Origin of the sequence: Bradyrhizobium sp. B124 (genome assembly GCF_038967635.1) — a bacterium.
Lineage (GTDB): Bacteria > Pseudomonadota > Alphaproteobacteria > Rhizobiales > Xanthobacteraceae > Bradyrhizobium.
In genome coordinates, this window is record NZ_CP152413.1 from 909,873 (window position 1) to 930,142 (window position 20,270).

General features: G+C 64.3%; 22 protein-coding genes and 1 tRNA gene. 11 read left to right on the forward strand and 12 right to left on the reverse strand.

The genetic code is table 11. The features are described 5' to 3' along the window. Positions 1-48 precede the first annotated feature (48 nt). From AAFG13_RS04220 to AAFG13_RS04235, 4 genes are all read right to left on the reverse strand, one after another. The gene (locus AAFG13_RS04220) at positions 49-1,338 is read right to left on the reverse strand and encodes a hemolysin family protein (RefSeq protein ID WP_212319697.1); all 1,290 of its coding nucleotides are present in this window, start codon (positions 1,336-1,338) and stop codon (positions 49-51) included. Between the two features lie 217 nt (positions 1,339-1,555). After that, entirely contained in the window at positions 1,556-1,813 is a 258-nt protein-coding gene (locus AAFG13_RS04225) for a hypothetical protein (protein WP_212319699.1), read from the reverse strand. A 128-nt stretch (positions 1,814-1,941) separates the two neighbouring features. Continuing rightward, positions 1,942-2,157, reverse strand: coding sequence for a hypothetical protein (locus AAFG13_RS04230; protein WP_342711208.1), 216 nt, complete (start codon positions 2,155-2,157; stop codon positions 1,942-1,944). A 134-nt stretch (positions 2,158-2,291) separates the two neighbouring features. Beyond that, positions 2,292-2,441: a hypothetical protein gene (locus AAFG13_RS04235; RefSeq protein WP_212319704.1), complete on the reverse strand. Its 150-nt coding sequence runs from the start codon at positions 2,439-2,441 to the stop codon at positions 2,292-2,294. Between the two features lie 245 nt (positions 2,442-2,686). Here AAFG13_RS04235 and AAFG13_RS04240 point away from each other — a divergent pair, with 245 nt between their 5' ends. The 7 genes from AAFG13_RS04240 (at position 2,687) to AAFG13_RS04270 (ending at position 6,453) form a co-directional block, all read left to right on the forward strand. Next, a complete protein-coding gene (locus tag AAFG13_RS04240; RefSeq protein WP_342711209.1) occupies positions 2,687-2,878 on the forward strand; it encodes a hypothetical protein in 192 nt (63 codons plus the stop codon). A gap of 139 nt (positions 2,879-3,017) precedes the next feature. Further along, positions 3,018-3,869 (forward strand): 3-hydroxybutyryl-CoA dehydrogenase, encoded by an 852-nt coding sequence (locus AAFG13_RS04245; RefSeq protein WP_342711210.1) that lies wholly within the window; start codon positions 3,018-3,020, stop codon positions 3,867-3,869. Positions 3,870-4,166: 297 nt separating this feature from the next. Beyond that, a complete protein-coding gene (locus AAFG13_RS04250; RefSeq protein ID WP_092114117.1) occupies positions 4,167-4,427 on the forward strand; it encodes a DUF3551 domain-containing protein in 261 nt (86 codons plus the stop codon). A gap of 87 nt (positions 4,428-4,514) precedes the next feature. Then, positions 4,515-4,679 carry a hypothetical protein gene (locus AAFG13_RS04255; RefSeq protein ID WP_212319712.1) on the forward strand — a complete coding sequence of 55 codons (165 nt, stop codon included), beginning with the start codon at positions 4,515-4,517 and terminating at the stop codon, positions 4,677-4,679. A gap of 37 nt (positions 4,680-4,716) precedes the next feature. Next, on the forward strand, positions 4,717-5,199 hold the full coding sequence (locus AAFG13_RS04260) for a hypothetical protein (RefSeq protein WP_342711211.1): 483 nt from the start codon (positions 4,717-4,719) through the stop codon (positions 5,197-5,199). A 606-nt stretch (positions 5,200-5,805) separates the two neighbouring features. Continuing rightward, positions 5,806-6,000, forward strand: coding sequence for a hypothetical protein (locus tag AAFG13_RS04265; RefSeq protein WP_092114120.1), 195 nt, complete (start codon positions 5,806-5,808; stop codon positions 5,998-6,000). Positions 6,001-6,207: 207 nt separating this feature from the next. Continuing rightward, entirely contained in the window at positions 6,208-6,453 is a 246-nt protein-coding gene (locus tag AAFG13_RS04270; protein WP_342711212.1) for a hypothetical protein, read from the forward strand. Positions 6,454-7,181: 728 nt separating this feature from the next. Here the strand turns inward: AAFG13_RS04270 and AAFG13_RS04275 are convergent. Together AAFG13_RS04275 and AAFG13_RS04280 are read right to left on the reverse strand one after the other, a co-directional pair. Continuing rightward, positions 7,182-7,730, reverse strand: a complete 549-nt coding sequence (locus tag AAFG13_RS04275; RefSeq protein ID WP_342711213.1) for a hypothetical protein — start codon at positions 7,728-7,730, stop codon at positions 7,182-7,184. A gap of 573 nt (positions 7,731-8,303) precedes the next feature. Further along, positions 8,304-8,693 carry a hypothetical protein gene (locus AAFG13_RS04280; protein WP_342711214.1) on the reverse strand — a complete coding sequence of 130 codons (390 nt, stop codon included), beginning with the start codon at positions 8,691-8,693 and terminating at the stop codon, positions 8,304-8,306. Between the two features lie 35 nt (positions 8,694-8,728). Here AAFG13_RS04280 and AAFG13_RS04285 point away from each other — a divergent pair, with 35 nt between their 5' ends. After that, positions 8,729-8,935, forward strand: a complete 207-nt coding sequence (locus AAFG13_RS04285) for a hypothetical protein (RefSeq protein WP_342711215.1) — start codon at positions 8,729-8,731, stop codon at positions 8,933-8,935. A 17-nt stretch (positions 8,936-8,952) separates the two neighbouring features. Continuing rightward, on the forward strand, positions 8,953-9,129 hold the full coding sequence (locus AAFG13_RS04290) for a hypothetical protein (protein WP_342711216.1): 177 nt from the start codon (positions 8,953-8,955) through the stop codon (positions 9,127-9,129). A gap of 118 nt (positions 9,130-9,247) precedes the next feature. Here AAFG13_RS04290 and AAFG13_RS04295 read toward each other — a convergent pair whose 3' ends face one another. The 4 genes from AAFG13_RS04295 to AAFG13_RS04310 form a co-directional block, all read right to left on the reverse strand. Next, the gene (locus AAFG13_RS04295) at positions 9,248-10,612 is read right to left on the reverse strand and encodes a D-glucuronyl C5-epimerase family protein (RefSeq protein ID WP_342711217.1); all 1,365 of its coding nucleotides are present in this window, start codon (positions 10,610-10,612) and stop codon (positions 9,248-9,250) included. 339 nt (positions 10,613-10,951) lie between these two features. Then, positions 10,952-11,027 (reverse strand) — tRNA-Lys (locus tag AAFG13_RS04300). Positions 11,028-11,206: 179 nt separating this feature from the next. Beyond that, positions 11,207-14,035 (reverse strand): glycosyltransferase, encoded by a 2,829-nt coding sequence (locus tag AAFG13_RS04305; protein WP_342711218.1) that lies wholly within the window; start codon positions 14,033-14,035, stop codon positions 11,207-11,209. A 193-nt stretch (positions 14,036-14,228) separates the two neighbouring features. Further along, complete coding sequence (locus AAFG13_RS04310; protein WP_097672279.1) at positions 14,229-14,840, reverse strand: beta-1-3, beta-1-6-glucan biosynthesis protein; 612 nt, start codon at positions 14,838-14,840, stop codon at positions 14,229-14,231. A gap of 244 nt (positions 14,841-15,084) precedes the next feature. Here AAFG13_RS04310 and AAFG13_RS04315 point away from each other — a divergent pair, with 244 nt between their 5' ends. After that, complete coding sequence (locus tag AAFG13_RS04315; RefSeq protein WP_212319723.1) at positions 15,085-16,713, forward strand: beta-(1-6) glucans synthase; 1,629 nt, start codon at positions 15,085-15,087, stop codon at positions 16,711-16,713. Here AAFG13_RS04315 and AAFG13_RS04320 read toward each other — a convergent pair. Next, positions 16,673-17,053: a hypothetical protein gene (locus AAFG13_RS04320; protein ID WP_342711219.1), complete on the reverse strand. Its 381-nt coding sequence runs from the start codon at positions 17,051-17,053 to the stop codon at positions 16,673-16,675. The genes AAFG13_RS04315 and AAFG13_RS04320 overlap by 41 nt on opposite strands. Before the next feature lie 95 nt (positions 17,054-17,148). Then, the gene (locus tag AAFG13_RS04325; protein WP_342711220.1) at positions 17,149-18,525 is read right to left on the reverse strand and encodes a hypothetical protein; all 1,377 of its coding nucleotides are present in this window, start codon (positions 18,523-18,525) and stop codon (positions 17,149-17,151) included. A gap of 183 nt (positions 18,526-18,708) precedes the next feature. Here AAFG13_RS04325 and glmU point away from each other — a divergent pair, with 183 nt between their 5' ends. After that, positions 18,709-20,067, forward strand: coding sequence for a bifunctional UDP-N-acetylglucosamine diphosphorylase/glucosamine-1-phosphate N-acetyltransferase GlmU (glmU, locus tag AAFG13_RS04330; protein ID WP_342711221.1), 1,359 nt, complete (start codon positions 18,709-18,711; stop codon positions 20,065-20,067). Positions 20,068-20,270 lie beyond the last annotated feature (203 nt).

Here is a 20,270-nt window from a genome sequence, read left to right on the forward strand (position 1 = left end):
CTGTTTCGTTGTCCTGCCCGTTATCAACAGGTCGGCCGGCTGGCAACCTCAGGCCGACGGCTGCTTGCTCGCCAGCACCTTGTCGATACGCCGGCCGTCGAGATCGACGATCTCGAAGTCCCAGCCCTGCGCGTTGATTTTCGCACCGACATCGGGGATCGCGCCAAACGCATGCAGCAGGAAGCCGGCGGCGGTCTGGTAGGGCCGCGGCGAGGGCAGCACGATGCCGAGCAGTTCGCTGAACTCGAGCGCCGGCATCCAGCCCGAGATCAGATAGGAGCCGTCGTCGCGCCTGACATAGGCGGGCTCGGCCGGGCCTTCCTCGGTATGGAAGGCGCCGACGATGGCCTCGAGGATGTCGGCGCTGGTCACGACGCCCTGGAAGGTGCCGTACTCGTCGTGCACGAGGCCGATATGCACCGCGGAGTCGCGCAGGATCGCGACCACGTCGCGGGCGTCGACGGTCTCCGGAATGATCGGCGCATCGCGCGTCAGCGCGCGGATGTCGGGCGTCTGGCCGGCGAGGTAGACGTCGAGCACGTCCTTGGCCTGCACGATGCCGAGCGCATGATCGCGGTTGCCGTCGAACACCACGCAGCGCGAGTGACTGCTCCTTTGCAGCGTCGCCAGGATCTCGGGCGCGGGGGCGGCGAGGTCGATCAGGCTGACCTCGTGGCGCGGCGTCATGACGGCGCCGACCGGCAGATCGCCGAGCCGCATCACGCCGGCGATCATCTCCTTTTCGCCGGGCTCGAGCACGCCGGCGTTTTCGGCTTCCACCACCAGCGTCTTGATCTCGTCCTCGCTGACGCGGTCCTGCGCATCCTCGCGATGGCCCAATAGCCACAGCAGCGATTTGCCGGAGCGGTCGAGGAGCCACACCACCGGCAGCGACAATTTCGCCATCACCGTCATCGCCGGCGCGGCCCGCACCGCGATCGCCTCGGGATCGCGCAGCGCGATCTGCTTCGGCACCAGCTCGCCGACGATCAGCGAGGCATAGGTGATCACGCCGACCACGATGCCGACACCGGCAGCGTCGGCGACGTTGGGCGGCACGCCAAGCTCGAACAGCCATTGCGAGAGGCGCTGGCCCAGCGTCGCGCCCGAGAAGGCGCCCGACAGCACGCCGATCAGCGTGATGCCGATCTGCACCGTGGAGAGGAATTTTCCGGGATCGGAGGCCAGCGCAAGCGCGCGGCGCGAACCGCTGACGCCGCGTTCGACCAGCGCGGCGAGGCGCGCCGGACGGGAGGAGACGATCGCGAGCTCGGACATCGACAACAGACCGTTGACGACGATCAAGACCGCCACGATCGCAAGTTCCAGATATAACACGGGAGTCCCTGAGGTTTGGCGGCATGGGCCGCTCTGCGACGCCCTATATAGGCATACCGGGGCCGTTTTGCTGTGCCTTGTCGGGCGCCCCTGCACAAGCAGAGGGTGCGTATGGCGCGCATGCAGCAGGAGATCGCGGCATTTTGGCGCGCGGGCGCTTGTGACACCGGCGCGTTTTCTTCACGCGAGCGGCAATCCGCTGCGCTGGAAAACGCTCCTAGGCGAGTATCCGCAGCTCAGGTCTGACGAACGTCTTGCCCGATGCAGAAGGCTGACTCAGCATCTGTTTGGAAGCGGCTTGCAGCTGCACGCGTAAATCGGCGTTGCATTGCTTCATCTGGTTGCGCAGTTCGCGTCGGGAGAAGGCGGTGAGCGAGGGGTCCGCAAGCTGCTGCCAGGCGCTGCGGAGCCATTCCTGCAGCTCGCGAATGTTCTGATCCAAAATCTTCTGATCCAGGACGCTGGGCTGGGTCATGCAGCCAAATCCCACGAAGTGATCAGTTGCAAAGTAACGCTGATTCGCGTCGCTTCACCTAGCGTTATGTTGCGCAGGCGCGTGTTCGGCAGGGGAGATCGGATGCGGCAGGCGCGCCGTGGCCCGGCTCAGCGCGCCTTGCCGGGGCCCGTGCGCAGGAAATCCAGCGCGATCGGCAGCGCGAGGAACAGCGCGGCCATCATCGAAAGATGACGCGTTTGCGTGGCGGTCAGGCCGAGATCATGTTGGGCGAGATCGGCGAGCATGATCGCTGTGTAGGCGGCGACGCAGATCGCGACGGCGATGCTCCCGAAATCGGTCTTGCTGTCGGTCTCATCGTTCACGGCGGCACCACTTCCTTGTGGGAGTGGTGTAGCGTGGCTCACCGGTACCGACTATGAGCTGGATCACGGGCGCGAGACGGACGACCGGCTTCGCTCGTCGCGGCGATCGATCAGGCTGGCTCGCGGCACGAAGCCTAGCGAGGGAGCTTGCGTTCCGGCTGGCTTTCCTGCGGAAGCTTGACCGGGACGTGGGGTGATGTGCTCACCACACGCGGGCTGCCGTCGGAATGGGTCTGGCCGTTGAGCAATGTCTCGAGAACCAAAAAGAATTTTTCAGAAAGCATGGGCGTAGCCCTCGTCGTCTAATGTCCTTATGTCGCGGCACCCGGCGGAAAATTCGATCAATTAAAAGCGAGTCGCGCCGCCATGGCGATGCTGCGGCGCGGGGGCGGCCCGGTGCAATCCGGGAGATTACCGGCACTGAGCCTTCAGCCTGCGCGCCGATAGTTGCCAAATTCCTAACGGCGGCCGCCGCAGCGGGTGATCGCGTCACACCGTTCCTTCAAGGATCGACGCTAACGGGAGCGGCATGGATCGAGACCAGGACATCGACGAGGGATTTGGGTCGGCGCTGCGCCGCAGCTACGGCCGGTTCGCCTGGTGGATCGTGCGGCTTAACCGCGTGCTCGAGCCGTCGCGCGCGGCCGAGCCGCCGCGCACCCAATTGCCGCCGCGCGCCGCCGTCCCGCCACGGCGATCCATCCCACCGCGCCCGGAATAGACCTCACCAGAATACCGCCGTCTCCTGTATCGGCCGTTCGGCCGGACTGCTATGCATGCGCCATCCGCGGACCCTCGGGGTCCGCCGTTTTGACGATGCGGCCGCGAGGCGGCGCAAGCGACGAGAAGGGACAGACACAATGATCGAGACGGTTGGCATCATCGGCGCCGGAACCATGGGCAACGGTATCTCGCAAATCTGCGCGGCGGCGGGGATTGCCGTGACCATGGTGGATATCTCGGACGCGGCGGTGCAACGCGGCCTGAAGACGGTCGGGTCCAGTCTCGACCGCCTGGTCGCCAAGGAGAAGATGACGGCGGCCGATCGCGACGCGACGCTCGCGCGGATCAACGCGACCACCGACAAGTCCAAGCTTGCCGCCTGCGATCTCGTGATCGAAGCCGCCACCGAGAACGAGGAGCTGAAGGTCAAGATCCTCAGGGATCTCTGCGCCGGGCTGAAGCCGAGCGCGCTGGTCGCAACCAACACCTCGTCGATCTCGATCACCCGCCTTGCGGCCTCGACGGATCGTCCCGACCGCTTCATCGGGATGCACTTCTTCAATCCGGTCCCGGTGATGGCGCTGCTCGAACTGATCCGCGGCCTGCAGACCTCGGACGACACGGTCGCCAAGGCCGAAGCCTTCGCAAAGCGTATCGGCAAGGTCGCGATCACCGCGAAGAACAGCCCGGGCTTTGCGGTGAATCGCATCCTGTGCCCGATGATCAACGAGGCGATCTTCGCGCTGCAGGAAGGCATTGCGACCGCGGAAGAGATCGATGCCGGCATGAAGCTCGGCTGCAACCATCCGATCGGCCCGCTCGCGCTTGCCGACCTGATCGGGCTCGACACCATGCTGTCGGTGATGGAGGTGTTCTACACCGGCTTCAACGATCCCAAATACCGGCCGGCGCCGCTGCTGAAGGAGATGGTCGATGCCGGCCATCTCGGCCGCAAAACCGGGCAGGGGTTCTACAGCTACAGCAAGTGAAGTCTGCGCGCGCCCGACCCCCGTAGTCATCCGGGATGGATCGCGCGGACAAGCTCGCGTAACCACAACGCCTGATCCGCCACTGAGGCGGGGGACATCAGACACGAGGCCCGGGCTCCTAGGCACACCGGGCCTCGTGTTTTTTGTGTGGTCCCCAGCCCATCCGGAGCGCCTTGGCTTCCGATGCGCTCCTCGCGCGCGGGTCACACCTTCTTGAGGCGGAGAGCGGAAACCTCGCAGATCTTCCCGGCGTACCTAAATCAACGGCTGGGTGCCGATCGAGAAGGAAGCAGGATCATGCGCAGGTCGAATTTGGCAATTCTGGCGTTCGCGGCGCTCGGGACGAGCTGGATTGTCGGCTCCGCACAGCCGGCGGCGGCCGATCCCTATGATTATCCCTGGTGCATCCAGGGCAGGGATGAGGGATATCCCGGCTATTGCGGCTACCAGACCTACGAGCAGTGCCAGGCGTCGGCGTCAGGCCGCGATGCCTATTGCGGCATCAATCCGCGTGTTGCGTTCAGCCAGCAGCGGATATCGCCGCGGGCCCCTCGCTAAGCGGTACGAGCATGTCGGCCGGGCGGCCATCAGGCATGATGGTTGCATTGTCGATGGTCGGAGAATTCACCCTGCGTTGGAGAGCACATGGGCGAGATCATCAGGTTCATCTCGAAGTCTGAACTGGAGCGCGCGCGTCTGATTCGCGAAGCCCGGGCCAACTACGAGCGCATCTTTCCGTCGGCCGATTCGGCTGATGTGCAGGGCGCCGCGGTCGAGGGCGACGGCAGCGAGGCGTCGTCGAAGCCGTAGCCGTCGGTATTGCGCTCGAGAGGATGCGGTCGCTGCGATGTGGAAACGGAACTGGCGGCAGCTGTGGCAGACGCTGTGGCGGACTTGGACGATCGACAAGCCGGCCGCGCTTGGCGACTGGCTCTGGCAGGTCCTGGTCGTTGAGCTCGCGGCCCTGCTGGATCGGCTGACGTTGCGGAAGCTGATCGCGCTGATCCCGGTCGTCATCCTGATCGGTGCCTATCTGCACCGGATTCCGCTTCCTCCCGAATTGATGCTGGTCGGCGATGTGCTGGCCTATATCGACGTCTTCTCGATGATCTTCCTGATCGGCCTGTTCACGCGCGTGGCGACCGTGATGGCCGTGGTCAGACAGGCCATCGAGCTCGCTCAAGGCCTCGCGCGGCGTGTGCCGATGGCGCTACGCCGGTTTGATACGCGTCATCGTCGCGCCAAGGACAGCGCGCGCCGCAGGCGCCTCACCGGTGCGAGGACCGACGATGATGAGCCCGCTGTCGTCGCGGGGCTGGCATGGGCTTAGATCGAGGCGATGCGGCGGTGAAGAACGCAATTGCGCCGGCTATCGCGGCTGTCGGACCTGTTGGTCGCTGTCGTCGGCCGCGGGCCGGGCAGGGCTGCTCGCGGAAGAGGCGTCCTGAGAGCCGTCCTGGCTACGCCGGTGCGAGCTGGAGAGATCGGTTGCGCCCTGTCGGGAGCGATGAAACGCGATCCCCATCTGGAAACTCCAGACACCGAACAACACCGCGCCGGCCACGCAGGCGGCCACGAAGGCCCAATCGCGTTTCTTCATCTGATACAACAATGCCAACTCAAGGACACGCCGGCCACATGCCTGCGCCAACCACTCCACCAAATGCCTCGCCACCGCCATCCGCGCGAAGACGCCCCAACATCGCGGTCAAGACGCGGCTGCGTCCGAAGCAAGACTCACGCATACTGGAGCGATCGGGCGTGCTTGTCGATCCGCGTAGCGCGCCCCGCACTGGTCACGGAGCAGTGATTATCAAATCACGCCTCCAGCAACACTCCGACCAGATCATCCCGCGTCCGCAACAATCTTGCCAAACTTTCACTAGGCCGTTGGCGCACTGAGTTCGAAGATGCAGATGAAATCGGACGAATCGCAATGACCGAACTTGAGGAGCTTCGCTACTTCGAGCACCAGTGCCTGGAGATGGCCAAGCAGTCCACGCTGCCGGATGCTCGACGCGCGCTCCAGATCCTGGCACGCAACTACGCCACGGCGGCCGAAATCCTCGAACGGCGCGCGCAATCCGCCAACACGGCGCTCGCCCAATTGTTTCGATGCCTGAGGCTCTGACGAGCGGCCGGACCGGTACGGCTGCGGCGCCGTGCGGATGATCCTGGCCTTGTTGCCGGGGATGCCGCCACCGCACCAACAACGTTTCGTTAACTCGACTCACTCACGCTCCCCTTGGGCCGTCTGGATGGGCCGCTACGCCGAAGGCCGCCACGATGAGTTTCGTGGCGGCCTTTTGGCTTCTGACAGTGCTGAGGGAGACGACCGATGGACTACGGCGCCTTCACCGACGCCAGCCTGAAGATGATGTACGAAGCCATCCGCGGCGCACTCAAAGCCGACGATGAATTCGAGGCCAGCGGCGAAGAGCCAAAATTCCGGGTCCGCTCGACGCCCGAATGGAAACGCCACGCCGGCAGTCTCGAGGCCGAGATGCTGAAGCGAGGGCTCCCGCTCGATATCATCGACTGGACGGGCGGTCAGGGCGAGCTGCCGCTGACGATGGAGCCGTGAACATTTTGCTCAGATGAGGGATGCGGCGGGCTCGTTGGCATGTGCTCTAGAAGAGATGCCAGGTATCCGAGGCGATCTCATCACGCTTGAGTGGGCTACTCTCCGCATAGAACATCCGCATCTTTGCCGCGAATTTGCGGGCAACTTCGGGCGGGAGTTCGAGCGGCTTTCGCTTCAGCATTGCCAAAAGATAAGCGTTCCGCGCTGGCTTTGTGAATATGGAGACGGTGGCCGTAGAAACACGGGAATCTCGGGCGGGGAGAATAGGGTAAAATGCAGATGTGCGATAAGCGCTTCGAGGAGTTTTTACGTGCAAGTCATACGGAATGGATTTTTATCGCTTCTGGCCTTGGGAGCATTGACCCTGGAAGGTCACGCTCAAACTGTGGTCGTAGCATTGGAGTGCGATTTTCCGCCAGCTTCAAGTGATGATTGGAACATGGCCGCGGCGACCCTGCAGTATTACGTTGATCCCGCAGGAGGCTGGAAGGTGGAGCAAGATTCCTTCTCCTTCGATGGCCCGACAAACATTACCATCGGTGGAAGAGACCACGCAGCTTCGCTTTCGATCACTATTTCTCGACAGTCAGGCAAAGCTACCAAAACCCTGTCGTCGGAACGGAAGTCCCTTACAATCAGCGGGGAATGCAGAAAGATAGACTCTTCCGGACGTAAGTTTTAGGCGTACCCGTCGGCTCAAATGCTCGAGCCGGCGAGCGGAAAAGCCCCTAACCCGAAATACCCTTCGCGAAGTTAGTGACCTCGCCCCAGTCCAGGCGGGTATCGACCCAGCCGACCTTGCCGCACGCGGTGCACTTGAGATGCGCCGAGCGCACATTTGCGGTCCGAGCGTGCTTTGATTGGTGAGCGCGGAGGGTGTGGGGAACAGGCTGCGCTAAGTCGGTCCGGGCGGTGGCTTGTTCTGGAACTGGATTGTTCTGGAACTGGATGTTGCACTTCTTCGCGATCGAGGCCTGCTCAATCGCGACCATCTGTCCCTTCATCTGGCCGAGTTCGGCCGCGGTCTGCTTGTCTCCGCCGACCAGGAAAGCCGCAGGCCAGAAGACGATGACGGCTGCTGTCGTCGCGATCGTGCCCTTCGTTCGCTGGCTGTCTTGGGCACCGGAAAGCGCCGCCGCGCGCGCGGACACGCCCTGCGCCTCGAGCGCGAGCTGTTGGCACGTGTAGGACTGATAGATGACAGGTGAAACATAGTTCGGCGTGATGTCTGCTGCCGACGACGCGCAACCGCCCGGTATGGCGGCCAGCGCCGCCACTCTCAAATTTCTCATTAAAAAAAGCCTCCCCAGCGGTCCGCTACTAGGCGCAACCACTGGTGGTGTCCGGATATCCGAAAGTAGTGTGTACGAGCGGAAGCGGTCCAGGCCTGACGAGGGAGGCCGCGAGCTAGCCGACGCGCGCCATCAACCGGGGCCGAACCAATAGCGACAAGCGCCCTTGCTGGCGCCAGGGCGTGCCCGAGTGATCTGAATCGCACCGGAAGCGCAGCCGACAGCGGCTGTCTCGCCAATCCCAAAAAGATACGCCGCCGGGCCCGAAATGATTTGTCCCGGCGGCGCCCTGTTTCAATCTGGGGACTGCAATCCCAGCAGATGAGTATCAGCAACGGCTATGCCACGCTCCGGCCGAGTGGTCGCCGAACTGCCTAAAAGCGTCACAGGATGATCCACTTGAGGTATTGACGAAGCCGCGTCAGCGGTTCTGAATTTCAGCACGACGCCCACACCGCCGCCAACTGGGCGCCGGCCCAGCGCGAGGGTGCCGAAGTCCCCAAACCCCGACCCCTCGCTGCCCCACGGCCCCGGTCCTCCAAGACCGGGGCCGTGCCGCTATCCGGGTGTATTGCCAAGACCTTGGGCCGTCAGCTTTTGCTCGATGTAAACGTTCACAGCCTCGGCGAAGCTCCGCTGATCGCCAACGACGGCGTCGCGCTGTATCAGCACGTCCTGCTGAATGAGGCGCAGCCGGCTCTTTCTGGCCGGCGCCGGTGTCGCGTCCAGGTATTCGTTGATGGCGCGCTCGGCGAGGGGGAGGCCGCTCACGTCGCCTTTGGCGACCAACCGGCGCAGCAGTTCCAGGCAGGAGCGCAAGTAGGGCATGCCAGCGAATATGCACTTTGAACGCGTGCAGGCCCGGACTGCGAAGACTACGATCAGAACCACCACCGCAAGCGCGATTGAAGCGTATCCGGCGATGGTGATGGCGGTGTCCCGGGTCATGCCTAGCACGTTTCTGAGTGTTTCCTGCCGGCCTGTTGATCCAGGTCAAGCCGGATAACACTCAGCGCCGGGCGGCGCTGCTCATCATGGCGGGCCGCTATCGCGCGGCCGCCGCAGCCATCGAGCGCGGCAATGAGTTTGCCAACACACTGCCCACACAGCGGATTTCCGGGTTGGCTGGTTTTTCTTCTAAGCTATTGATTTTGTTTGGTGAGCGCGGAGGGAACTCGACGAGGCGGTAGAACACGAGGCTGCCGTGATGACACGGGAGGAGTTTGGCGAGGCGTACAGCCAGGCTGCGCCGGAGATCCAGCAAGCCATCTCCGACAAGATCCGTGCAGTCATGGCAGAGTCGGAAATTTCCGACATACCGCTAAATTTAACGGTCCCTGCCTTGGGACAATCTGTCCTAAATATCGCTGATGGTGATCTATGAAGCGCCGTCGACGATCGCACCGGAAGCGGCTAGTGGCACACCGCCTGCGGCTGTCTCGCTAATCCCAAATCGCTAAATAAGCCGCCAATGTCTATGCCCGGTTCACCACCGGGCATTTTCAATTTCCGGGCCAGTAGACGTCCGAAATACGCCAGTTCTCGGCGTGCGCCAGCATGCGGCGGTCCTTGGTGATGATCCCGAGTTGGACGGCCCAGCGCTTCATCGGCGTGATATAGCTATCGGTGGTGATCAGCCACTGATAGCGGGCGTTGTTGATCCGGCCGTCGGCGGTCGTGCACTGGTCTGTCTTGTTCACGAGACTATAGGCCAGCTGCGCGGCGAACCGCATCATCTGATCATCCTCGAGCAGGGCCGCGGTGTTATAGACTGCCAACGCTGCGATCATCTCGCCGTCCAGCACGCCGATGTTCGGCACAGTCGGAGCATCCGATGGGTACTCAGCCACAAACATCCCGGCGCCGTCTTGGTATAGCGCGCCGCCGTCAGCGGCCGGCAGCTTCATCCAAGCCACCGCGGCACGCGCGAGTTCGGCATAGCGATCTTCACCGGTAAGCCTGAACATTACGGCCGCAGCATTGGCTATCACGCCGTTGCTGTAGCCCGAGAACCACGGCGCTTTCATCTTCGCGTTCCATGGAATCGGGAAATCGTAGGTATTTGGCCAAGCCGCCACGCCTGGCCGGATCTCAATCTTTGCCGGGAAGATGTATTCGTCGAACACTCGGCGCGCAGCAGCAAGGGTGGTCTCGCGGGTAGCCTCGTCAATGTGAGGCAATCCAAGTCCGAGCAGCATCGAAGCGAGGTGATTTCCAGCCGTAACGGGGTGAATAGCACCCTTAGAGATCGGTGCGCTATAGACGCTCGCAAGCGCTTTGCCATCAATCGCCTTGGCGGTGTCGATCGCTGTAGTAGGAGAGCCACCGAAAATCAGCATCACACGGTGGCCGTCGATCGAGCCCATCACATTGTCGATGCTTTCACTGGGCACGGTCTCGGCGACAAAGGCCTGCAGCGGCAGATAGCCGACAAATTGGTCGCGAATACGTCGGACCTTCACAAAGGTGCTGCCGGCGCGCAGGTCGTGGAACTCGTCGTCGACGACATCGAATTCGTCCCCGACAACAACGGGATACGCCTCCGACCAGATCACAGGGTGATCGGCCGGGCTTAGCTGCTCCGTGCGCAGCATTGTGCCGCCGGCGCCGACATATCGCACACGTTGCACAAATTGCGGCTGATAGCTGCCTGGATCGGGAGAAGTGACGTTGGACAGACCCAGATAAGGATCGCGCGAGAGCAGGATTGGCTTGGCCGGTGCTGGTGCTGGCGCCGCTGCGGGTGCTGGCTTCTTCATCTCAGCCATGGCGGCTACGAGCGCCACGTTCTGTTGCCGCAGCTGGTAAACCCCAGCCGCCAGCCCGCACAGCGCCAAGCCGCCGACGATTCTATCCAGATACCTCATGAGGGCGCTGATACCACCACAGCGGGCGGGCGACATCGCGACCAAGTGCGCGCTTGACACATGGCCCACAACGGTGGGCCTGCCAAAATTTGCCGACGAGTGCGCCGTCTCCGTGACCGCATGGGATCCGAACTCGACGACTATCGGCGCCTAGAGCGCATCTGCCGACAGGAAGCGGAGAGGGTGGTGCTGTCCGAGAGCGGGCGCCGCTGCTCATCATGGCAAGCCGGTACCGCGCGGCCGCCGCAGCGATCGAGCCGGTAATGTGTTTGCAGACACAGCGCAGACACGATGGATATTAGCGTTGCGCGAATCTCAGTCTAAGCTATTGATTTTATTTGGTGAGCGCGGAGGGACTCGAACCCTCGACCCCATGATTAAAAGTCACGTGCTCTACCGCCTGAGCTACGCGCTCACTCACCTGAACATCGGATCCGGACGCGCAGGCTTCGAGCCGCTCCGGATCATGCTCCAGCCCGCGCTGTGTAGGGGGCAGGGCCCATCGGGTCAATAGCCGAGGGACGGTCAATTGTGCACCTTGAGGGCGGATTTGCCGTTCCGGTGCCTCGGGTTAGGCCGGTTTCTTGAAGTTAGTCAGCTGTCGTGGCGGATTTCCGAGCCGACCGGCTGCGACGGGGCGGCGACCGAGGGCAGGCTGACCGGGCGGAGCCCGATCAGTTCCGCCGTCCGGATCGCGCTGTTGCGCCAGAATGCGAACTCGTTGATCCGCGAATTCTCCAGGATCGCAATGGAAACCGCCGCAAGGAATGGCAGGCTTTGCAGCACCAGCACGCCGGCGAAGATGTAGATCTCGCGCACCTGCTTGTAGCCGTTGGTGACGACAAGCACGATGGCGCCGACCAGCAGCAGCACGCCGATCACGGCCTCCCAGAACGCCTGGAATTCGATCGACATCCGCGACAGGCCGCCCTTCGATGTGCGGGCGAACGCGAGATGCTCGGTGATCAGGCCCTGCGCCACCGCGCGCGACACCGTCCACTGCACGCTCATCGCCGCGATCATGGCGCCCAGCATCTGGGCCGCCTTGATGTTCACCCGCAGCCGGTAGAGCACCACGAAGTGCGACAGCGAGACGATGAAGGAGGCGATGATCGGCAGCGTCAGGATCTTGTCGGGGATCGCGATGTCCGCGAACGCGACGATCGGGACCCAGATCAGATTGAGGATCGCAACCACGACGCCGAGGCTTTCGGCGCCTAACCAGTTGAGCCAGCCCAGCGAGAATTCGCGGCGCTGGTCCGGCGTCAACCGGCTCGCGCCGGGCAGGAAACGCCGCCAGTGCTTCTTGACGATCTGGAAGCCGCCATAGGCCCAGCGGTGGCGCTGCTTCTTGAAGGCCTCATAGGTGTCGGGCAGCAGGCCTTCGCCGTAACGCACGTTGGTGTAGTGCGTGAGCCAGCCCTGCTGCTGGATCGAAAGGCCGAGATCGGTGTCCTCGCAGATCGTGTCGCTGGACCAGCCGCCGGCCTTGTCCATCGCGGCGCGGCGGATCAGGCACATCGTGCCGTGCACGATGATGGCGTTGAACTCGTTGCGTTGGACCATGCCGATGTCGAAGAACCCGGCATATTCGCCGTTCATGATGTAGTGCATCAATGAGCGGTCGCCGTCGCGATGCTCCTGCGGCGCCTGCACCAGGCCGACACGCGGATCGGCAAACGCCGGCACCAGATCCTTGAGCCAGTCCGGATGCACGACATAGTCGGCGTCGATGATGCCGATGATCTCGGCGTCCGCCGCGGTCCGCTCCATCGCAATCCGCAGCGCGCCGGCCTTGAAGCCCTGCACCTTCTCGGCATTGATGAACTTGAAGCGCTCGCCGAGCATCCGGCAGTGATCCTGGATCGGCCGCCAGAAGTCGGGATCGGGCGTGTTGTTGATGATGCAGACGCACTCGAAATTCGGATAGTCGAGCCGCGACACCGCATCGAGTGTCTGCTTCAGCATCTCGACCGGTTCGAAATAGGCCGGGATGTGGATCGAGACTTTCGGGAACGTCACATTCTCGCCCATCGTGGCCGGTGCGAGGGTCGCGCTCCTGCCGATCAGCCGGCGCGGGCCGCGGCCGAACGCCACCGCTGCGATCTCCTCGATCCGCGCCATCGCGATCAGGACCAGCGGAACCAGCAGCACGAGGCCAAGGCTGAGCGCGAAGGCCGAACCCCAGACGAAGTAGTGCGTGGTCCAGTACGAGAACACGGTCGCAACCCAGGCGCCGACACCGTTGGCTGCGGCCGACAGCAGCAGCGCCTGCATCACGGTCGGCTGGTCCAGCCGCAGGATCGGCAGCGACATGAAAAGGCCGACCAGCACGGCGACCAGCGCGATCTTCCAGTAGTTCAGATCGGTGACCGGGCCGGTCCAGGCGAACTTCGCCTCGCGGTCGGCATTGAGGATGCCCCAGTAGGGACCGACGCCGCCTTCAAAGAACTTCCACGGCTGATCGATGGCTTCGACGATGTTGTAGTCCATGCCGATGGCTTCGGCGCGCGCGACGAAATTGCGCAGCACGGTGGCCTGCTGGAATGGGCCGGGCTCGGCGCTGCGCAGATTGTAGCCCTGGCTCGGCCAGCCGAATTCGGCGATCAGGATGCGCTTGCCGGGAAAGGAGTCGCGCAGGAGGTTGTAGCGGTCGACCGCCTGATCCACCGCCTGCTTGTCGGTGAAGTTTTCCCAGTACGGCAGCACGTGCGCGGCGATGAAGTCGGACGAATTGGCGAGCTGCGGATGGTCGCGCCAGATGTTCCAGATTTCGCCGGTCGTGACGGGAACGTTGACCGACTTCTTGACGCGCTGGATCACCTTGATCAGCCGGTGCACGTTGCTTTCGGCGATCGCCCATTTGACGGCTTCGGACCGCTTGTCTTCGGGTTGCGTTTCCGCGTCGCGCAGGCGCTGCGCCTCCTCGCGGAGGATGCGCTCGGACTCCTCGGGCGGCACTCCGATCTCCGGAACCGAGCCGAGGTTTTCGAGTGGGACCTGCTCGCCGCGGAACACGGTTTCGTTGCCGACCACGATGCCGATGACGTTGCTGTTGCGCTTGGCCAGGTTGATCGCGGCTTCGATCTCGCGATTGTTGCGGTTGGCGTCCTTGTCGATCCAGGCGCCAACCGTGACCTTCATGCCGAACTCGGCGGCGACCGGCGGCACCAGCTCGTTGCCTTCCGTCGACGAATAGAGGCGGACCGCTTTGGTGAGCGTCGAGAGCTTTCGCAGGTCGGTGCGCACCTTCTCGCTGTCGGCGGCAACGTCCGCGACGGAGTGGCCGGACTCGAACGGGGCATAGGACAGGCTCGGCAACGTGCCACGGAAATCGGGCGCCGACTGCTTCTCCTGGAAGAGACCCCACAGGGCGGCGTGGGCGGCGGTGACAAGCAACAGGACGGCGACGACGGCGCGCATCGCGGTTAAACCATACGGGGCCTGAGATTGAGGACTAAGCGAACCCGTCCCCTGGGTTCGACCAACATAGCGGCGGAGGGAAAGATATCTCCGCCATCCGATTTAACAACTGGTGTGCCGCGATGGCGTTTTAAGGGCGCAAGCCGTTCCAGCCGCGAAAAAAATCGTGGCCGGATCCGATCGTGCCATGCGGCTATTTCGATGCCGGCGCCGGTGTCGCCGACGGGGTCGGCGCAGGCGAGGGCGAGGCGGCCGGCGCAGGCGCGGCATTGCCGGCCGTCGACGGCGCCGGGGTGGGCGCGGCTGCGGCTGCCGCGGCCTGCGGCTGGGCACCCGGGTTGATCCAGCAGGCGTGAATGCGGCCATCGAGGCTGCCGCGCACCTTGTCGTCGATCTGGGCGCCGAACCGGGTCAGGCAGCGGAAGGCGGCCTGGACGTGGCCGCCGGGGCAGCCGAACCGGTCATAGAGGTCGAGATGGCGGAAGGCGGTGTCGAGGTCGTCGTTCCACATCAGGCGGACCACGCGGCGGCCGAGCCAGACGCATTCCGGATTGCCGGCCGGGCCGTTGATGGCCTGCTGGGCCTCGACGAACTCCTCGACCTTGCGCTGGTTGGCCTCCCGCACGGCGTTGGCATTGGCGTCGGGCTGTCCAGGCTGCTGTTTGGCCTGATCAGGCGGATTCGGCGTGCCGCTCTGGGCGAACGCGCCGCCCGCTCCGTTCAAGAGCGCGAGCGCTGTGACGAGGCCCGTTACGGCAAGATGGCGCAAAGCAGTGTTCTTCAACTCAAGCAGCCGTCGACGCATGCATTCCCCGATATGTTCCGGCCCCTGCGGGATCATCCTAACGGCTCGCGTGATGCCGTCCAAATAGGTCTCCAGTGCGGCGGAGACTCTGGCGGAATCCCATGACTGGAATTTGGTATTTTGTCCAGCAAACTCACAACTTTATCGACCCAGCGCAAAACTGTCGCAGGACAACCATGGTATTGACCGATTCCTGGACTTGGCAGACGGGCTGTGACCGGCTAATTCGACGGTCCCCCGGAGGATGGAACCGATTTCGCTTCGTACGCCGCTGGCGCTTCTCCTGATCTCGCTCGCTGTGATTGCATCTGTGTGGTGGTGGCTCGCCACGCCGATTACGCTGGCGCGTGCGCCGATCGATCCTGCCGCAAAGCTGCAATGCGTGTCCTACACGCCGTTCCGCGGCGCCCAGACGCCGCTTGATCCGACCACGCAGATTCCGGTCGAGCAGATCGAGCAGGACCTCGCCGATCTCGCCAAGGTCACCGACTGCGTGCGGACCTATTCGATCGAGAACGGCCTCGACCAGGTGCCCGGCGTGGCTGCCAAGGTCGGGCTGAAGGTGATGCAGGGCATCTGGCTCAGCAGCAACCGCTTCAAGAATTTGCAGCAGATCGCAATCGCGGTCCGGCTCGCCAAGGAATATCCCGGCGTCGTCACCTCGCTGATCGTCGGCAACGAGGTGCTGCTGCGCGGCGAGATGACCGCCAACGATCTTGCCGGCAACATCCGTGCGGTGAAGGCGGCGGCGGGCAATCTCCCTGTCACCTATGCCGACGTCTGGGAATACTGGGTGAAGAACCGCGAGATCTATGACGCGGTCGATTTCGTCACCATTCACATCCTGCCGTATTGGGAGGACGTCCCGATCAAGGCGAAGTACGCCGCGGCGCATGTCGACGATATCCGCAAGCGGATGGCGGTGACGTTCCCGGGCAAGGAGATTCTGATCGGCGAGACCGGCTGGCCGAGCGCGGGGCGGATGCGGGAGGGCGCATTGCCGTCGCGCACCAACCAGGCGCGGGTGGTGTCCGAGATCCTCGATCTCGCCAAGCGCGAGGGCTTTCGGGTCAATCTGATCGAGGCCTATGACCAGCCCTGGAAGCGCAAGCTCGAGGGCACCGTCGGCGGCAATTGGGGCCTGTTCGATGCGGCCAAGCGGCAGGTGAAGTACCCGCCCGGCGTTGCGATCAGCAATTACCCCGACTGGAAGCTGCAGATGGCGGGCGGCATGGCGCTGTCCGTCGCGACCTTCCTCGCGGCCTGGCTGACGCTGCGCCGCCGGCCCTGGACACCGCGGCCGTCGGCCTGGATCGCGGTCGCGATTTCGGCGACGACGGCGGGGGCGCTGCTCGGGATCGCCGGCGACAAGATGTATTACGAGAGCTACGGCGTCGGCGGCTGGCTGCATTGGGGCGTGCTGCTCGCGGCCGCGATCGCCTCGCCCCTGCTGACGGCGCATGCGCTGATCGCCGGGCGCTCGCTGCCGACCTTTCTGGAGCTGGTCGGGCCGCGCGACTATCGCGGCAAGGGCGCGATCGGCGCGTTGCTGGCGATCGTGCTGGTCATCACCACGGTGATCGCAGCCGAAACCGCGCTCGGCTTCGCCTTCGATCCGCGCTACCGCGATTTCCCGTACGCTTCGCTCACCATGGCGGTGGTGCCGTTCGCGCTGCTCACCATGCTCAATCGCCCAAAGGAAGGCATCCGGCCGCTCGCGGAATCCGTGTTCGCCGGCCTTCTGGCGATCGCCGCCCTGTTCACGATCTACAACGAGGGCACGATCAACTGGCAGTCGGACTGGACCTGCGTGATGTACCTCTTGCTCGCCGCTACGCTGTGGCGGGCGCGGGCCGCGCAAAACCCAGGATGAACAAGCCGATCGCAAGCCCCGACAACACGACGTTGTAGAGCACGATCCCGAGCCCGGCTGCGACCAAGCCGACGGTAAGCAGCACGATCGACGGCCGCGTCAGGTTCAGCACCGCAATTACCAGCGCGGTGATCCCGAACACCGAGTTCTTGAACAGCACGGTCGACAGCGCGCGGGCCTTGCAGAGCATGGTCTGCGTGCCGGCGTCGCAGGCCAGTGCAACCGGCGAGAATTCGATGGCGAGATAACGCACGTACAGCGCGTAGCCGACGGTGACGAAGCCCACGACCATCAGGAACTGGACCTGATAGGGGGAGAGGCGGAACGGAGGTTTTGTCATCGCGGCACTATGGTCGGGAACGGGGTTTCGGACAAGGCTCGGTCAGAGCAGCGAAATCGGTTGAGAATTTGGCCGCAATCCTTTGCCGGACATGATTATTGGCTGTTCCGCCGGAACATCGAGGAGATTGACGTCGGCTCCGGCTTCTTTTCCTCGGCAACCGGCTGCGGCGGTGCGACCGTGCGCCTCGGTGCGACCCGCCGGTGCGGCAAAGCCGGCCTAGCTCCGGCCGGCGGCTCGTTCAGGGCCAGCCGCTGGCCGTCATAGATCGCCGTCTCGCAGGTCCGCTGGACCAGGCTGAGGCCGGCGCAAATCCTGGCGGCGGTCCCGGCGTCGTTCAGCGGTCCGGCCACCAGGCGCAACTGCATGCCAAGCCCGTTGCTGTTCTCCTTGATGACGATGATCGGCCGCAGCGCAGCCAGCGGCGCGTTGGCCTTCGACTTCAAGAGGCTGCGCCAGAGCCCGCGCAGTCCATTGACCGAATTTGCCGTGCCGAGATCGACGCCGAACTCGGTGCGCTGGATCTGCGCCTTCGGCGCATCCTCTTCAACTTCGGAGTCCGGATCCGGGGTGATCACCAGCGGCGGGATCGGCGCGGCGTTGACATCGCTCGAAGTCGGCAGCTTGGCCGCTTCGGTCGCCTTGTTCGGCGCAGGATCGCGCGATGCCAACAACAGCTTGTCCGCAGCCGGCGTGGCCGCGGGCGCCGGCGCGGCCGGTTTTACTTCGTCGGTACTGGCCGCGGCGGCCGCGGCGCTCATCGGACTGGCAACTGACGGGGCGGAGGCAGAAACCGGCGACGAGCTCTCGGGCGCCGACGGCTTCTCCCCGGCAACCTGCGGCCTGCTCGCGGCGGCCGCCGGCTTCTTGTCAGCCGCCATGGGCTTCTCGGCCGCAGCAATTGGCTTCTCGACCGGCGCCGGCGCCTTGCTGTCGATGGATGCCACCACCTTGTCGGTCGCGACCGGCTTGTCCGATGCGGCAGCCAGCGTCGTTGCGACGGCGGCAACGGCTGGTGCCGCCACTGCCGGCGCCGAATTGGCTGAAGCGGGCGGCGTAGCAGGCGCCGCTGCCGGAGTTGGTGGTGGTGCCGCCGGCTGTTTCGCGATGGCGCCGGTCACGGAGTCGAGCCCCTGTTCCAGCGTGGTGACGCGCGAATACAGCCGGTCGCGGTCGCCGTTGAGTGTATCGATCGCGGATGCCAGCCGGCGCGTCTCGTTGTGGCTCTCCTTCGCCAGCGTCTGCAGCTGCTGGGCCTGGCGCGCGACATCGGATGCGGCGACCTGGTCGCGCCGCAGCGTCAGCGCCGACTGGTTGGCCGTCACGGCGATGATGACGGCGCCGACCGCAGCCACGCCCCACGAGCCGAGCCGCCACAGCATGCGGCGATCGAAGGCATCCTCCTCGGCCAAAAAGCCGGTGGTGCTTTCGGTGTCGAAATCCGCCGCCAGATTGTCGGGATCTTTGGCCAAAGCCCGCTTGGCCCTCCTCAAGGCCCGCCGAATCACGAGGCAAAGATTAACAGGAAATGGACCGGGAACTTGAATCTGAGGAGCCACGGAGGCGAATCGGTTTCTTCTGCCGGGGAAAACAATTAAAGACGGCCTCAAAGAAAGCGCTGCGCAGCTGGCTGCGCGAACCGTCGAGGATGCCGAATGACTGCGCGTACGAGCCTGACAGTGGTGCTTGCGGCCGGCGAGGGCACGCGGATGCGCTCGTCGCTGCCGAAGGTGCTGCACCCGGTGGCCGGGCAGTCGCTGCTGGCGCATGTGCTCGATGCCGCCGCCTCCGGCGAGGGATCGCAGCTCGCGGTCGTGATCGGTCCCGACCACGAGGCGGTCGCCGCCGAGGCGCGCCGGGTGCGGCCCGATGCGCAGACCTTCGTGCAGCGCGAGCGGCTCGGCACGGCGCATGCGGTGCTGGCGGCGCGCGAGGCGCTCGCCCGCGGCGCCGACGACCTGCTGGTCGCGTTCGGCGACACGCCCCTGATCTCGGCCGAGACCTTTGCGCGGATGCGCGCTCCGCTGCGCGACGGCGCCACGCTCGCGGTGCTCGGTTTCCACGCCGCCGACCCGACTGCCTACGGCCGGCTGGTGACAGGGAACGGCAAGCTGATCGCGATCCGCGAGCATGCCGATGCCAGCCCCGAGGAGCGCAAGATCACGCTGTGCAATGCCGGCGTGATGGCGTTCGACGGCAGGAAGGCGCCCGCGATCATCGAGAAGATCGGCAATGCCAACGCCAAGGGCGAATATTATCTGACCGATGCCGTCGGCATCGTCAGGGAATTGGGACTGGAGGCCGTCGTGATCGAAACCAGCGAAGACGAAGTTCGCGGCATCAACACCAAGGCGCAGCTCGCCGAGGCCGAGGCCGTGATGCAGGCGCGGCTGCGCAAGCAGGCGCTCGAGGCCGGCGTGACCCTGATCGCGCCGGACACCGTCTATCTTGCCGCCGACACCAAATTCGGCAAGGACGTTGTGATCGAGCCGTTCGTGGTGATCGGACCGGGCGTTTCGATCGACGAGGGCGCCGTGATCCATTCCTTCTCGCACATCGTCGAGGCCCGCATCGGCAAGAAGGTGTCGGTCGGTCCCTATGCGCGGCTGCGGCCTGGCACCTCGCTCGGCGACGGCGCGCGGATCGGTAATTTCGTCGAGACCAAGGCCGCGACGCTGGAGGCCGGCGTCAAGGTCAACCATCTCTCCTACGTCGGCGACGCCCATGTCGGCGCCAATTCCAATCTCGGCGCCGGCACCATCACCTGCAACTATGACGGCTTCCTCAAGCACAAGACGCTGATCGGCGAGGGCGCCTTCATCGGCACCAACACCTCGCTGGTCGCGCCGGTGACGATCGGCAAGGGCGCCTATATCGGCTCCGGCTCCGTCATCACCAAGGACGTCCCCGACGACGCGATGGCGCTCGAGCGCAGCGAACAGTCGATCCGCGAAGGCGGCGCCGCCCGCTATCGCGCGGCGAAGCTGAAGGCGAAGGCTGCGAAGGGGAAGTGAGGACGTCGCGCGACGTTCACGACCCTGCTTCCGCGAAGATGCGTCGTCCCTGCGAAAGCAGGGACCCATACTCCGCAGCCGACGTTGGAGGCGGGACTCGTCGTTCCAGCATCGTGAAACAATGACCGTCGGTGGTTATGGGTCCCTGCTTTCGCAGGGACGACACCGAATGTGTAGCGCGGCCGGGGAGTCACACATTCGCG